Below are 15,922 nucleotides of genomic sequence, written 5' to 3' on the forward strand. Positions count from 1 at the left end.
TTTTAATAATTTATCCCATCTTTGCTTATGAGGTTTTATTGATTGAACCAGGAAATGACGACAACTGTTCAGGTATTTATGGATGGCGAAATTTATGTGTTGCTGATTATTATAAAAGAGGGCCTTCTTAGAAGTTTGTCAAAATCGCGAACATGCCTATATTTTTCTTTCGACTCCATTCACGTTAATGTACGAAAAGGAAACAAATTGCTTGCCTATCTACTCTCCTGATATGACTAATGATGGTGAGTGAGCAAACAATTTGATGATTTATACGTAATGAATAGTATTTTGTACTCAAGTTCAATTGGAAACCAAAAAAATAAGCGTCAAAGAAGTTCAATAATCCGGACGCCATGAGAACATATCATGTTATCGTTAGATACTCGATTTTTATAAAACTGGTTGAAAAAAACGACAAAGTGTTCCTCACACGCAATTGAGAGAGAGCTCAGCGTTGCGAATTAGATTAGTGCGGGGATTGAGAATCGTTGTGGAATTTTACATTTAAGACTATTTTCATTTAAACTAATCTACGATCAAAAAAAGAGCAGCCTAGTGGATGCTCTTTTACTTGTTCTTATAATGTTAAAAACCGATCTATATTTTAATTCAGCAGCAAGTTAGCCTCTTCTAGCGCCTCTTCCGCCACGTTTCGATTCTGTGTTACGTTTTAAAGAAGATAGGCGGTCTTCACTATCCTTTAAGAAACGAGCCATTTTTGATTCAAATGATTCTTTTGTAGCGCGATTATCATTTGTTCTTCCTTGTCGGGAACGTCCTACTGAACCTCTTGCATCACCGCCACCTTTAAAGCTTTTTTCAGGTCGCGTGCTTCTTTCAGGCTTATCTACAGCTTTTTTAATTGAGAGACCGATCTTGCCATCCTTTTCCACATTGATGACCTTAACTTCTACTTGGTCACCTACTTTAAGATGGTCATTGATATCTTTTACATAATTGTCTGCGACCTCACTAATATGAACAAGCCCCGTTGAACCCTCTGATAATTCTACAAACGCCCCAAAATTAGTAATGCCTGTTACTTTTCCCTGTAACTTGCTGCCTACTTCGATTGACATAAAAAAAATTTTCCTCCTTAAGAATTTAAAAAGTCATACTACGGCCAACTTCCACTTGCCAAAGACAGAGTAATGGAATTGTACACTACTATATATTATACAGAAAAGGAAAAAAGAGTGTCAATAAGACGGGTTATTCTGAAGCTTTTTCCTCTTTTTCCTCTGAGATATTAAAAATAACTTCTCCCTCTTCTGATAAGAAATAATCTTTTCTTGCCAGTTTCGCAATATATTCATCATCATTAAGCTTAACAATCTCTTCCTTGAGGATCATTTCCTTTTTCTTTAATCCAGCAAGCTCTTCGTTTAACTGTTGTTGTTCTACTTTTATTTCTTCTAAAGAAGAGGCCTGTGAAATGAGTGTAGAGATCATAAAATAAGAAATAACAGATGCTAGTACAAAGAACATAGCTAATCGCCGAATCAATAATTTTCTTCTTCTCGATGCACTGACTTCATTTCTTTCATGCTGTTTAACATACTCTGACTGGAACTTAGTTACTCTCTGTTTCTTGATCACACTCATTTTCACACCTCCTGATTTATCATGACCGTTATTTTTTTATTTTTTTCAATTTAAAAATTAGCTTGTTAATGGTATTCTTGCTTTTATGAAAAATTCCTGCAAAATAATTATATAACTTCTCGACCAATTTTTTAATCTTTTTCGGCAATAAATTCCAAAATAGCTTTAAAATCCACTCAAATGGCTTCAATAATACTTGTACAATGAATAATAGTACCTTTCCACACCCTTGCGCAAGTGCTAAAAGTCCTTTTCCTCCCATCAGCATTAAAGAAAATAAAAGCATTACTAAAGAATAAATGGGACGAAAAATTAAAATGCGAATCATTTTTACAAAAAACCGATAAATAGAGATTACCATGGAAATGACAATCTCTAGCAATCGTAAATATCCTTCTTTTAATAAACTTTGGTAAGCAGCAAAGCCGCATAAAAGGGCTAGAAAGATATAAAACCTCAGCTCTCCTTTATTTACTAGAAAAAGCACATAAAAAATCGACAATCCTTGAAGAAACCAGAAAAGGATATCATGACAAAAAACAATCCATCTTTTTCTCTTCGAACGTTGAAGAAAACGGTTGTACGTATCCAACGAAGCTCCAAAATAACTCCCCATTCCAATCATGGCAAGCATCGTTAAAAATTGTGTTGACAGTGTCATCGGAACAACTTGCTAAAGAAGCCCTTAGCCTTCTCCCCATGCTGTTCATCAAGATAGACAAGATCATATACCTTCCCTTTTAATGAAACAATCCCTTTGTCGACATCAAGGTTTTTCATTTGTAAATTTTGTCCTCTTATTGCTAAAAAGCCCATAACAGTCTCTAGCAAAAATTCCTCGTTATCAAAACTCTCCACTTGCTTTACACCCGTAATATCGACGAGCTTTCTTCCTCTCATGATGACATCATGCTCTTTTGCGGGTCCCTTTGTCGTGTTCATATCGTGATATTGACTCATTTCTCATCCCTCGCTTTTTACAAATACACATTTGTACAAGTGTATGAAGGAACAGCAAGTAATAGAACAAGCTTTAGCGTTCCCTATGAACGAGACATTGTACTTTTTTAAACAGAATTGTTTCTAAAGCTATCTTTGAATAATTTCTGCGAAACCAAGGGGTCTAACGAAATGAGTCAAAAATCAACCCGACATATAACTTAGCCTTTTGCTTAAAGACTAAGCGAATGGGAGCAGACTCCCGATTCGCATAAAGAGCATCTTAGCTTTCTACTTTTTCCTCTTTTACGACAGAGTACATTGCAGCCGCATCTTCTTTCCTTACGGTTTCTTGAAGCCGCTCAATCTTAACGGTTACAAGCTTTTGTCCAAAGCGAACGGCAAGCTCATCGCCGACTTTCACTGTTGAACTCGCCTTTGCTACCTGTCCATTAATGGTAATTCGTCCCTGATCACTTACTTCCTTCGCCAACGTTCTTCGCTTTATTAGTCGGGAAACCTTTAAAAATTTATCTAAGCGCATACCCTTCACTCTCCTATTTGTATTTATTCATGTCATTATCGTCCATCTTACAACTCTTTGCTTTTGGCCTCATTCCAAAACGCATCCAATTCCATTAAGGTATAATCGGCAAAATCTTTGCCATTTTCTTTCGCCCTTTCTTCAACATATGTGAATCGACGAATAAATTTTTGATTGGTATGAAACAAAGCTTCCTCAGGGTTTATTTTATAGAAACGTGCCACATTAATAAAAGCAAAAAGCAGGTCACCAAACTCTTGCATCAAGCGCTCCGAAGAATTTCCCTTCATTTCTTCCTCGAATTCCTCAAGTTCTTCTCTTACTTTCAAAAACGCATCTTCGACATTCTCCCAGTCAAAACCAACTTTAGCTGCCCTTTTTTGAAGTTCATAAGCCCTTAACGTATTTGGCAAATGCTTTCCCATCTCTTCTAAATGCAATGTGACCGATTCTTTCCCTTTTTCCGCTTTTTTAATCTCTTGCCAATTCTTCACCACATCCTCAGCAGTGTCTGCTTGACTATCAGCAAACACATGAGGATGGCGTCTCACCATTTTCTCACTTATCGCTGCAATCACATCATCGATCGAGAAAAAACCGTCATCTTCACCAATTTGTGCATGGAGCATCACTTGAAGAAGCACATCCCCTAATTCTTCAATCATATGATCGATGTCCTCTTCATCTATCGCTTCAATTAATTCATAACTTTCTTCAATCAAATACTTTTTCAAAGAATGATGCGTCTGTTCTTTATCCCAAGGACAACCGTTTGGACCGCGCAATTCAGCAATAATTTGACGCAGCTTTGAAAATTGCTTATATAGAACTTCCTCACTCTTAACAGGCGGGACATAAACTGATGTTAAATTATTGAGGGACACTTCTCGATCTAATTCATATAGGGGGATCTTCGTTATCTGCTCCTCTTTGCCCCCTGCCGCAGTCACAATATAAACTTCATAGTCATCCGGAAGCTTCTCCATGAGTGTCAGCTTAACTTCCGATGCCATAAAGCTATCATATACTTGCCCGATAATCATATGCTGCCGTAGTTCCAGTTCATCCTTATGCAAGCTTGTTGCATCAAGGAGTTGAAACCCTTCAATCGGATCTACTTTTACCGCCTGAAATAGCGGATCGAGAAAGCTTTGCCCACCGCCTATTTCAACTTCGATCCCGCGTCCTTCGCAGCCTTCTAATAGCAATTGCACCGTGCGCTCAGCAACAAGAGGATGACCTGGAACAGCATAAACAATAGACTGCTGTTCTGCAAGCTGAAACAACCGATCACAAATCTCTTCATACACCGCTTCAAAGGAATTATGCTTTTCGTATGTATCGTCAAAGGATGGAAAGATATAACCTTCCGTCTCCAGTTCTTTGACAACTGGATGCTCTCTTGTCCGTAAAAACACGTTTTCAGCTTTAGTTAGGAACCGATAAATCCCTAATGGTAATTGCTCTAGGGTACCGGCGCCCAGCCCAATAATCACGATTTTATTCAAAGCGCTCTTCATCTCCTATTTCTTTTTGGTGGGAATAAATGCATGATTTTACTTCCAAAAGGAAGTAATGTTAATTCTTCTATTGAAAACACCTTTGTCCTGATAATCACCAATAAATAAGTAAAGGCCCCTAAAACCACTGCAGCTAACGATTGCATTGTGGCAATTAAGCGTGGATGACCAAAGGCATACATAAAATCTGTAATCGACAAAAAGCCATGTAAGACGATATACATCACTGCTGCTGCGGTCAGGGCTCTCGCTGTTAATGGTAAGAAATTCATCCTTCCTTTTCTTTTCCTTCTCATCCGAAAAAAGAGAATGAGCAACACTGCGGCAAGGCTCAGATTAGAAGCCCACGCTGCGCCCGTTGTACCATAGGTTGGAATTAGCATAAGATTAAAGGAATATTTACAAACAAAGCCAACGAGAACAGCAATCGCTGGAAAAACCGTTTCTCCCAAGCCTTGAAAAATAGCAATGAGCGTCATAATAATGGAGCTAAGCAATATCGTGATTGTAATGATTGATAGAACTCCAGAGCCCTCACTGTTTTCAAACAGCATAGTATTGGTTGGCTCCATAATCGCCATTAAACCAACAGTGGCACCCAGCCCAACAACAAAGCTGACGCGAATCGCTAATTGGATATGCTGCTTAAGCGTCTCCACACTATTTCTCATGCGCTCGCTTGCTATTAAGGGGACTAGCGAAAGGGACATCGACGTTGCCACTACCGTCCCAAGCTGAATGAGCGGCTGTCCCCTGTCATAAATGCCCTTTATTCCTTTAGCATCTTCTCCATTTATGCCAGTCGATATGAGTAGCGAATACAAGTTCAAAGAATCAGCTAATTGCATTAACAGTAAAAGCATACTGCTGATACAGATGGCAAAGCCTTGTATCACTAAAACTTTTAAGAGTGCCAAAACTTCCTTATATTTGAATAAACGACCCGACTCCTTCAATCGAAACACGTCAAAATCTTTTTTTATCCATATGAAAGCAAGTAAAATAACAACTCCAACGATTCCCCCCGTAACCGAGCCAAATACCGCCCCAGCCCCAACTTCATAAAGACTAGATCCAGCTCTCATGAACATCACGGCGGTAATTAAAATAGTTGCGACGCGAACAAACTGCTCCCCGACCTGCGAGTAAGCAGTCGGAACCATATTTCCCTCTCCCTGATAATAACCTCTTAGCATCGCTGCGATTGGCATAATTAAAAAGACAACAGATATGACCCGAATCAAAAGAGCAAGCTGTGGATCATCCATAAAACGAGCAATTGTTTCTGCCCCATAATAAAGGAAAAGAAACATAGCAGCACCGATAACAAAAAAGAAAATAGTTGATACGACCATTAAACGTTGCTTTTCCAACTGACTTTTTTGCTCCGTGTACAGCTTAGATAAAATAACTGGAAAACCTGTTGTTGCTAGCACAAGGGCTACCCCATAAATTGGGTAAACCTGCTGATATATGTAAAAACCTGTATCCCCGACGATATTTTGAAAAGGGACTCGATATACTGCACTCAATATTTTCGTTAATAAAGCAGCAATCGCTAAGACGAATGCTCCTCTCACTAAAAGCCTTGATTGTTGTGCGGGCTGCACAAGCACAACTCCTTCCGACACACTTATAAAAGAGAATGAATTGACTGTATTATAGCATAGACTCGAAACATGATGAGCAAAAGTAGAGAGGGTGCATATGGAATTCCTGTTTTAGGATAACATCAAAGGATTCTAGAACTAAATATTAAATTCGACAATAATGAAAAGAGTTCCCATAAACAAACGACTTTGCTTTCCTTAACCACAAAAAAAGGTAGCATTATAACACGCTACCTTTTTCAAAATTGGCTATGTTGCATGATTTGACTTATTTCGTGCCTGTCACGCACCCTTTGCTGAGTGTAGATTTTGCGAAAACCATTCGTGCAACTAATCCGAATAAATCATGATAAATCTTTGAACTACAGCTACCTCAAAATTACGACTCCATTTGGCGTGCAAGGAATCCTGCCGCCGTTTCTACTGCTTTTTGTTCAACCTCACCTAATGTTTTTTCTTTTGAGAAGATGACAACTGCCCCTATTGGATCTCCATTCGCGATGATCGGACCAACTGTATAAGATGTCACCGTTTCTTCATTTCCATCAACAAGCGAAACTTCCCCTTGACTTGTTTTTAAAACAGAGCTTCGTTCTTCCATTGTTTTTCCCATAAGGTCACTGATATTCTTATTTAAATAATCCTTCTTTGAACTCCCTGCTACCGCAATATAAGCATCTCTGTCACAGATTAAAACGGGATTTCCTAAACTATCAAACAGTGCTTCTGCATATTCTTTAGCAAAGTCGCTTAGTTCACTAATAGGAGAATATTTTTTTAAAATGACTTCTCCATCGCGGTCAACGAATATTTCTAGTGGGTCCCCTTCACGAATGCGAAGTGTTCTGCGAATTTCTTTCGGGATCACGACACGACCCAAATCATCGATTCGACGAACAATACCAGTTGCTTTCATCCAATGTTGCCTCACTTTCATCTGATGATTTTGTAGTACAAGCATGACTTCAACGGATGTGAAATCTTTGCCATGTTTGAACTTAGTATCTTTCATCTGGAAAGTTCTATACACAAACAAATATTTTTTCTCCTGTTTAGTATTTCTTCCATCAGAGTGAAAATATTCCATTATGATTCTCTTTACCCTTGGTTTCTTGAAATAAAACGAAAGGACAGGCCCATTTTTCCAGTTTAATACCCGCAACTATATAAATTCGCCCTCATACATATTAAAAATCGCCGCTATATTATGAGACCGTTTTTTCCTCATCTCGCTTTGCCTCCTGGAGACCTTGGACCATTGTAAAAGCAGCCTGAAGCCAATGAGCAACTTCGACTCCTTTTATATGAAGAACCATTTTCAATCGATTGCCTTCCATGCCCAAACCAACCATTCGTCGGAATTGATTACTAATTTCAAAGATTTTTTGCCCATTAATTCGAGCGCTTTCCTGTTCAGATAACAGAATCGTGACTTCATCCTTTACTTGTTTAATCGATTCCACACCCACCATAATCGCATGCGCTTTAATCTCTGCAATTTGGAATAAATAAGAGACTTCCTCTGGGTACTCTCCAAACCGATCGATCATTTCTTCCTGCAGTTCTTGAACTTCTTCCAACGTTGTTGCGCCACGGAATCGTTTATACATCTCTATTTTTTGGTGCCCATCAGCAATATACGTATCTGGGATATAGGCATCAATTTCTAAATCCACTTCCACGCTTTGCTCTCTCTCCACCTTTTCAAATTCACCTTTACGTTCCTCGATAGCCTCTTTCAGCATTTGAGAATAAAGATCGAAACCTACTGAGTCAATAAATCCATGCTGTTGGGCACCTAAGATGTTTCCAGCTCCTCTGATCGATAAATCGCGCATCGCAATTTTAAAGCCGGATCCTAACTCCGTAAATTCTTTAATTGCTTGAAGCCTTTTCTCAGCAACCTCCGTTAGCACCTTATCCTTACGATACGTAAAGTAAGCATAGGCGACACGGTTGGAACGCCCGACACGCCCACGGAGCTGATAAAGCTGAGATAACCCCATTCGATCTGCATCAAAAACAATGAGCGTATTCACATTCGGAATGTCGACCCCTGTCTCAATAATCGTCGTGCTGACAAGAACATCAAATTCCCCTGCCAAAAACCCAAGCATGACGGATTCCAGCTCGTTTTCTGTCATTTGACCGTGAGCATACGTTACCCGAGCATCTGGCACAAGCATTGATATTTCCTCCGCCTTGCGCTCAATATCCTCAACACGGTTGTAAAGGAAGTATACTTGACCATTCCGAGCTAACTCTCGTTCAATTGCTTCTCTGACTAGCCCCCCGTTATACTCCATCACATACGTCTGCACGGGGAAACGATTTTCTGGAGGAGTCTCAATAACGGATAGATCACGCACCCCAAGCATCGACATATGCAAGGTTCTTGGTATTGGTGTTGCCGTTAAGGTGAGAACATCGACATTTGTTTTTAACTGCTTGATTTTCTCTTTATGCGACACGCCAAAACGCTGCTCCTCGTCAATAATAAGCAGGCCCAAATCCCGATACGTAATCCCTTTTGAAAGGAGACGATGGGTTCCAACAACAACGTCAATTGTTCCATTTTTTAATCCATTAATGGTTTCTGTTTGTTGCTTCTTTGTTCTAAAGCGACTTAATAAACCTATCTCAATCGGATAATCCTGAAATCTCTCACGCATCGTTTCGTAATGCTGTTGTGCCAGAATTGTAGTAGGGACAAGAATGGCTACTTGCTTTCCATCTGCAATCGCTTTAAATGCCGCACGGATCGCCACCTCTGTTTTTCCATAACCGACATCGCCGCATAGCAATCGATCCATTGGACGTTCCTTTTCCATGTCCCTTTTAATTTCCTGAATGGAGCGAAGCTGATCCTCTGTTTCTTGATAAGGGAAAGATGCTTCAAACTCCCTTTGCATATCACCGTCTGGTGAAAAGGCATACCCTTTGGAAGCCTCTCTCTCGGCATAAAGCTTTATTAAGTCATCGGCTATGTCTTGAACAGACGATTGAACCTTGCTCTTAACCTTTTTCCAATCATTCCCGCCTAACTTATAAACTTTCGGTTCCTTGCCTTCCGAAGCAACATATTTTTGAACCAAGTCAATTTGTTCAACTGGAACATAAAGCTTATCACTACCTTGATAACGGATATGAAGATAGTCTTTATGAATTCCATTTATTTCTAACGTTTCAATTCCTAAATATTTACCAATCCCATGGTTCACATGAACAACATAATCTCCAATTTTAAGCTCCGAATAGCTCTTAATCCGCTCAGCGTTAGATAGCTTCTGTTGGCGTCGGCGCGTTTTTTTCGGCTTACGATTAAAAAGCTCCTCTTCTGTTATGACCGCTATCTTTTGAATAGGGAGTTCAAATCCTGTTTGCAGATCGCCCTCCATTATTTGTACTTTTTCAGCTGCCAATAATTGGCTTTCACGAACTACAACTGCGTCAATTTCATAGTCCTCCAGTACGCGCTCCAGCTTATCTACCCGCTTTTCATCCGCACCGAGAAATACTACCGCATAATTTCCTTTTTTCAGCCTTTCAATTTCACTTTTCAGAACATGCATTTGTCCATGGAAATTTTGCATTTGCTTACAGGATATATTGATAATATTTTGTGGATTTGTATTTGGAACATGCCTTAAAAACAAAGACATATAAATGAGCGGATGCTTTACCTTTTGCATCCTTGATTGAATTTGATGACTGATCATCAAATCATGAATAATCTTTCCTTCACTAAGAAGACTGAAATACCATTCTGCCTCTTCTTTATCCAGGGAATCATTCATTTCCTGAACTCTACTAATTTCATCGACAAAGATTAGAGCATTTTGCGGTAAATAGTCCAATAGACTATTAGACTGGTCATAGGCCAACGAAAGATACTTAAAGAGCTGCTCCGGTTTTTGCCGGTTTCTCAATTGCTCAATTTCATGATTTATATTTTGTGTAAGAGCAATTTTCGCTTTTTCATCCTTTATCTTTTTTAAGCTTTTACCTAAACCTGCTTCAAGCTTATTCGCAACCTGCTCATAATGCTCTTTTTGAAACGGGGTTTCCGTCGCCGGTCCAATGAGTATCTCCCCTAATTTATCGCGAGACCTCTGGTCCTCAAGGGAAAAATATCGAATTGATTCAATCTCAGTGTCAAACAATTCAAGGCGAATCGGATCTGCCTCGGTTAATGGATAGATGTCAATAATTCCACCCCGGATGCTAAATTCCCCTGGGGATGATACCATCTCTGAACGAACATATCCCATTTCAACAAATTGTAATAACTGAGCCTCAATATCAATATCTTCTCCGACCTTCAAAGTAATTTGTTGTTCCTTCCACAATGACTTAGAAGGAACAATCTTTCGTAGACCTGAAATCGGGACAATAATGATTCCCTCATCATACTGACTCCAATAATTTAATACATCTATGCGCTGGGCTCTTAATTCCGGACTGGCGACACTCATTTCCGCCGCAATTAATTCATTGGCCGGATATAAAAACACCTCATCTTCATCAACGAGCTGAGTAAGATCATCATATAGCTTTTGAGCCTGTAATAGATTGTAAGTCACAATCAATAAAGGCTTCTTCGTTTCATTATAAACGGATGCTAAAAATACCGTTCTTGCAGAGCCTGATAGACCCGCAACCAATTGTTCCTTAAGCCCTTCTTGAACGCCTGCAATAACCGAGCGAATATCATCCTGTCCTGTAAAAAGCTGTTTAAGACCTAACACAAGGCTCCTCCTCCCATGTCTACTGGAAAATATCTTTATAGTAAAATTCCTATTCCTTGTAAAAAATAGGAGCTGTGAAACTATTTTGCTCAAACAAGTTTTATCAACCGTTCTGTTTAACAAAGCCAAAAATAAAAAATAATTGCAAAAATCAAAACAGAAAAATGCTTTGGATAAAAAGTCCAAAGCTTGTATTAATGAATGAGATAATCATTTTGATAAAAAGCCGGGTTTCGTTCCAACGATTCATGGCAATCTTCACATATTGATTTAATATGCACATCTCCCGTTAAATCATAAGAGACCATTTCCATTCTTTCCTCATTGGTTAGCTTATGGAGTCCTAGTCTCTCCATATCAACTGATATATCATCAATCTTGCCCATCTGGACTCCACAATGACGACAATAATATTTTAGAGCCACGTATAGCCCTCCCTTTTAAACCATTCTATATTTTATTATGAACGATTTAAAAGGTACTTATTCAGGACTTATATCAGATTATTTTACCAAACTCTAATTAATTATTGATTAAAGTCATTCATCACTTGAAGAAAGGGTTTTTCCAAGGTAGCTTCGCAGGCCTCTGAACATTTTTGAATAACGACTTCAAGCTGCTCTTGCTCCTCTTTTGTAAAACGCCCTAACACATAATCTGTAATAGGCTGCCCGTTTGTTGGCCGATTAATCCCTACTCGTATTCTATTAAATTCCTGTGTGCCTAAATGAGCAATAATAGATTTTATGCCATTATGTCCTCCAGCACTGCCCTTCTGTCTCAAGCGTATTCTGCCCACCGGAAGATCTAGATCATCATAAATGACGATTAAATCTTCAACCTCAATTTGATAATAATCCATCAAGGGTCTGACTGATTCGCCAGATAAGTTCATATATGTTAATGGTTTTAATAAAACCACTTTTTCTCCGCGCACATTTCCAATCCCGTAAAGTCCTTTGTGCTTTGATTGAGCAAGGGGAATTTGCAACCTCTTCGCCAGCTCGTCAATGACTTCAAAACCGATATTATGCCTTGTCTTTTCATATTGCTTTCCTGGATTCCCCAATCCCACAATTAGCTTCATCATTCTTCACCCTCACAAGCTTATTCTAAGCAATCAATGCACGTTAAGGGGCTGGCCTTTTTTGGCCAGTCCCTTCATTCTTCTTCCTTACTCTCCCGCTGATTCAGCTTCTGTTTCTCTTCCCTCTTCCTGAGCAGGAACGCCATCCTCTTGTTCTTCTCCAGAGTTTATCTCTTCTTCCACTTTTGGCGGAAGAATGGAGGCAACGGTTTGCTCCGAATCGTGATCAATTTCAAAATTTTCAGCATTCAAATCAGCTACTGTAATGGTTTCGCCAACTTCAAGACTTGAAATATCTACCTCAATGACTTGTGGAATATTTGACGGTGTCGCCGTTACAGAAACCTCATGCAACGATTGCTGCAAAACGCCCCCATCCTTGACTCCTGCCGCTTCACCTACTAGAGCAATTCTCACATCCGCTTGAATTTCTTTATTCATATCTACAGCCCGCAAATCAGCATGAACAATTTCATTCTTAATCGCATCCGCCTGATAGTCACTTAAAATAACATTTATTTTTTGTCCATTTAAGTCTAATGGAAAAACTCCATTTCTTCCAACCTCACGCATCGTCTTTATAAAATCCGCCCCATTTATGTATATGGGTTTCGACTCTAATTTGTTTCCATAAACAACGGCCGGAATGTTTCCTTCATTTCTTAATTTCGTTAAAGCAGAATTCCTAAACTCCGTTCTTTCAACGGCCCGCAGCACTGTATTCATTTCAATAATCCCCTTCCTTATTGTTAGATCCATTTCTAGAGAATCTTCTAAAAACCTCGGTTTACGAAGTTTACTCTCTTCTATAAAAAATGCCCATAATAAGTCAGGAATAAACATCATTATGGAATGAATGATGCTGCGTAGAAATTTTTTCATAAAGTAAAAGGGGGATGACTCAAAAGCAGTTTTTTCTTTATATGCTACTCTCATATCGAAGCTTAATTTCTTTGTGAAAGAAAAAAGAAGCCATTTGTCGACAGCCTGATTATTTACATGTAGACGGAAAGGCTTGCTTTTTCGCAAGCCTCAAACATTTATTAATCAAATAAAGTACTAACTGATTGATCTTCGTGAACGCGAATAATCGCTTCCCCGATTAAAGCAGCCACTGATAATTGTTTAATTTTACCTGTCAATTTTTCTTCTGGCAAGGCAATGGAGTTCGTCACCACTAATTCTTTGATTTTCGAATTTTCGATTCGGTCAATCGCTGGTCCAGATAAGACTGGGTGGGTACAGCATGCGTATACAGCGAGCGCCCCGTTCTCTACTAATGCATTTGCAGCCAAAGTAATTGTTCCAGCCGTATCAATAATATCATCAATTAAGATTGCGACCTTGCCTTCGATATTTCCGACAATATTCATTACCTCTGCCACATTTGGCTTAGGTCGACGTTTATCAATAATCGCAATTGGAGCTTTTAAGCGGTCTGACATTTTACGAGCACGAGTAACACCGCCGTGATCAGGCGATACAATAACAATGTCCCCTCCAAGGTCCTTGCTATCGAAATAATCAGCTAAAATTGGTACTCCCATTAAATGATCCGTCGGAATATCAAAGAAACCTTGAATTTGTGGAGCATGTAAATCTAGCGTAATTACGCGAGTTGCTCCAGCTGTTTCAAGTAGATTAGCTGTTAATTTCGCTGTAATTGGTTCACGGGCACGAGCTTTACGATCTTGCCTAGCGTAACCATAATAAGGCATAACAATGTTAATGGTTTTTGCTGACGCTCTTTTTAAAGCATCGATCATAATAAGCAACTCCATTAAATGCTCGTTTACTGGAGAGCTTGTTGATTGGATCACAAACACATCACAACCACGAATGCTTTCTTCAATGTTAATTTGAATTTCGCCATCGCTAAAACGTTGAACAGAACACTTTCCTAATTCTACACCGATGACTTTCGCAATATCCCTTGCAAGCTCCGGGTTTGAATTTAACGTAAATACCTTTAAATTCGGGTCTAAATATTGATTTGGCATGATGAACCTCCAATTGCTTTTCTTTTTTGGCTTACTGTATTACTTCAATCAGCTTCTTTTGGTACCTATTTAAATTTATTTAATTTGTCCACATAGCCTTCCTTGTTCACTTGTCGTGTTCTGGCAATCGCCAATGCCTTTGCAGGTACATCCTGCGTCACCGTTGAACCAGCTGCAACATACGCCCCCGCTCCGACTGTAACAGGAGCAACCAAGTTGGAATTACAGCCAATAAAGGCTCCGTCTTCAATTTTTGTTAAAAACTTATTTCTGCCATCATAATTAACCGTAATTGATCCGCAACCAATATTCACATCCTGACCAACTTCAGCATCCCCAATATAACTCAAATGGGACGCCTTGCTTCCTTTTCCGAAAACGGTCTTTTTAATTTCTACAAAATTGCCGATTTTTACTTCATCATGAATAGTAGATTGCGGGCGAATATGGGCAAATGGACCTATATTGACATGGTTGCCAATTAAACTGTCATGGGCGACAGATTGACGAATCACCGTACCTTCTCCAACCTGACAATCTGAAATCTCGCTATTTGGTCCAATCATGCAGTCAGACGCAATGCTCGTCTTCCCTGAAAGAACAGTTCCCGGTCGAATAATAGTATCAGCTCCGATTTCAACATCCGCACCGATGTATGTATTATTCGGGTCGATAATGCTCACGCCATTTCGCATATGCGCTTCATTAATTCTCTTTTTCATAATCGTCTCTGCTTGTGATAAAGCAACTCGGTCATTAACCCCCAACGTCTCTTCAAAATCCTCCGTTTGGTATGCAGTCACGACCTCTCCAGCATTTTTCAAAATTTCAATCACATCTGGCAAATAGTATTCACCCTGCACATTTTCATTCGAAACATTTTTCAAAGCTGCAAACAATGCTTGGTTATCAAAGCAATATGTACCAGTATTAATTTCCTTTACTTCTCGCTCCGATTCTGAAGCATCCTTATGCTCGACAATTTTTTCCACTAGCCCTTGTTCATTGCGGATAAGTCGTCCATATCCAGTTGGGTCCGTAGCATTGGCCGTTAATACGGTAGCTTTTGCTTTTTGTTCTTCATGCTGTTTAAACAGAGCCTCCATTGTTTCTGCTTTAATTAAAGGGGTATCACCGCATACAACGAGCGTAACGCCTTCCTTATTTGCCAATAATTCTTGCGCCTGCATTACCGCATGGGCGGTACCAAGCTGTTCCTCCTGCAATGCATAGCTGCACTGTTCGCCAAGTTGGGATTTCACTAAATCTGCACCATGCCCTATGATTGTAACGATATGGTCAATATCTAGCTTCGCTACTTGATCGACGACATGTTGCACCATCGGTTTTCCACAAACAGGGTGTAAAACCTTGTATAACTTTGACCTCATCCTTGTCCCTTGACCCGCGGCTAGGATGACCGCATAACGTTTAGACATCGACAGTCCTCCATTTTTTCATATTTCTAGGACACTCCACTTCAACACGGAAGAAGATGATTGCAAGCACAAACACCTGTGTTCTATATAAATACCTTGTTCACTAAACCCGAGTGTTAATTTTTCCTGATCCTTACATTTATAAGGATTTCACTACGAAAAATTAAAAATAATCCATTAAGAATATATCCTAAATACATAACTATTTCAAGGACGCACCATAAAGTACAAATTTTTGACATATAGGATTATCAAGGACGCTTTAAGGCTTTACTAAAAAAGAAGTGCGGGAATTTATGCAATTTTTTTAACAGCCTATGTTGTTTTTTTGCTCATCTCGTGAGAAACAACAGCTTCTTACGGCTTTCAGCATAGCTGAAAGATCCTTTGACTCGATAAACAAGGGGGAAATAAATTTTCTCCTGCC

14 protein-coding genes are annotated in these 15,922 nt (G+C 39.3%); all 14 read right to left on the reverse strand.

The genetic code is table 11. From position 1 onward, the window contains the following. Positions 1 to 623 precede the first annotated feature (623 nt). Entirely contained in the window at positions 624 to 1,082 is a 459-nt protein-coding gene (locus NST02_RS01680; protein ID WP_095314485.1) for a S1 domain-containing RNA-binding protein, read from the reverse strand. A gap of 133 nt (positions 1,083 to 1,215) precedes the next feature. Further along, positions 1,216 to 1,608: an FtsB family cell division protein gene (locus NST02_RS01685; RefSeq protein ID WP_340947781.1), complete on the reverse strand. Its 393-nt coding sequence runs from the start codon at positions 1,606 to 1,608 to the stop codon at positions 1,216 to 1,218. 28 nt (positions 1,609 to 1,636) lie between these two features. Next, the gene (gene yabQ, locus NST02_RS01690) at positions 1,637 to 2,269 is read right to left on the reverse strand and encodes a spore cortex biosynthesis protein YabQ (RefSeq protein ID WP_095314481.1); all 633 of its coding nucleotides are present in this window, start codon (positions 2,267 to 2,269) and stop codon (positions 1,637 to 1,639) included. After that, the gene (gene yabP, locus NST02_RS01695; protein ID WP_095314479.1) at positions 2,266 to 2,568 is read right to left on the reverse strand and encodes a sporulation protein YabP; all 303 of its coding nucleotides are present in this window, start codon (positions 2,566 to 2,568) and stop codon (positions 2,266 to 2,268) included. The genes yabQ and yabP overlap by 4 nt, the downstream gene beginning before the upstream one ends. A 262-nt stretch (positions 2,569 to 2,830) precedes the next feature. Further along, the gene (locus NST02_RS01700; RefSeq protein ID WP_095314477.1) at positions 2,831 to 3,091 is read right to left on the reverse strand and encodes an RNA-binding S4 domain-containing protein; all 261 of its coding nucleotides are present in this window, start codon (positions 3,089 to 3,091) and stop codon (positions 2,831 to 2,833) included. 47 nt (positions 3,092 to 3,138) lie between these two features. Next, positions 3,139 to 4,599 (reverse strand): nucleoside triphosphate pyrophosphohydrolase, encoded by a 1,461-nt coding sequence (gene mazG / locus NST02_RS01705; RefSeq protein ID WP_244988995.1) that lies wholly within the window; start codon positions 4,597 to 4,599, stop codon positions 3,139 to 3,141. 8 nt (positions 4,600 to 4,607) lie between these two features. Beyond that, the gene (locus NST02_RS01710; RefSeq protein ID WP_340947783.1) at positions 4,608 to 6,221 is read right to left on the reverse strand and encodes a putative polysaccharide biosynthesis protein; all 1,614 of its coding nucleotides are present in this window, start codon (positions 6,219 to 6,221) and stop codon (positions 4,608 to 4,610) included. Between the two features lie 379 nt (positions 6,222 to 6,600). After that, a complete protein-coding gene (spoVT, locus tag NST02_RS01715) occupies positions 6,601 to 7,137 on the reverse strand; it encodes a stage V sporulation protein T (RefSeq protein ID WP_095314516.1) in 537 nt (178 codons plus the stop codon). A gap of 289 nt (positions 7,138 to 7,426) precedes the next feature. Further along, complete coding sequence (mfd, locus tag NST02_RS01720; RefSeq protein ID WP_340947785.1) at positions 7,427 to 10,969, reverse strand: transcription-repair coupling factor; 3,543 nt, start codon at positions 10,967 to 10,969, stop codon at positions 7,427 to 7,429. Positions 10,970 to 11,163: 194 nt separating this feature from the next. After that, positions 11,164 to 11,394, reverse strand: coding sequence for an anti-sigma-F factor Fin family protein (locus NST02_RS01725; protein WP_095314469.1), 231 nt, complete (start codon positions 11,392 to 11,394; stop codon positions 11,164 to 11,166). A gap of 101 nt (positions 11,395 to 11,495) precedes the next feature. Next, positions 11,496 to 12,056, reverse strand: a complete 561-nt coding sequence (gene pth, locus NST02_RS01730; protein WP_095314467.1) for an aminoacyl-tRNA hydrolase — start codon at positions 12,054 to 12,056, stop codon at positions 11,496 to 11,498. Between the two features lie 87 nt (positions 12,057 to 12,143). Then, a complete protein-coding gene (locus tag NST02_RS01735) occupies positions 12,144 to 12,782 on the reverse strand; it encodes a 50S ribosomal protein L25/general stress protein Ctc (protein ID WP_095314515.1) in 639 nt (212 codons plus the stop codon). 317 nt (positions 12,783 to 13,099) lie between these two features. Further along, positions 13,100 to 14,056 (reverse strand): ribose-phosphate diphosphokinase, encoded by a 957-nt coding sequence (locus NST02_RS01740; protein WP_095314465.1) that lies wholly within the window; start codon positions 14,054 to 14,056, stop codon positions 13,100 to 13,102. A gap of 65 nt (positions 14,057 to 14,121) precedes the next feature. Continuing rightward, positions 14,122 to 15,495, reverse strand: a complete 1,374-nt coding sequence (glmU, locus tag NST02_RS01745) for a bifunctional UDP-N-acetylglucosamine diphosphorylase/glucosamine-1-phosphate N-acetyltransferase GlmU (RefSeq protein ID WP_095314463.1) — start codon at positions 15,493 to 15,495, stop codon at positions 14,122 to 14,124. Between the last annotated feature and the right edge of the window lie 427 nt (positions 15,496 to 15,922).

It is taken from the genome of Robertmurraya sp. FSL W8-0741 (assembly GCF_038004005.1).
Classification (GTDB): domain Bacteria; phylum Bacillota; class Bacilli; order Bacillales; family Cytobacillaceae; genus Robertmurraya; species Robertmurraya siralis.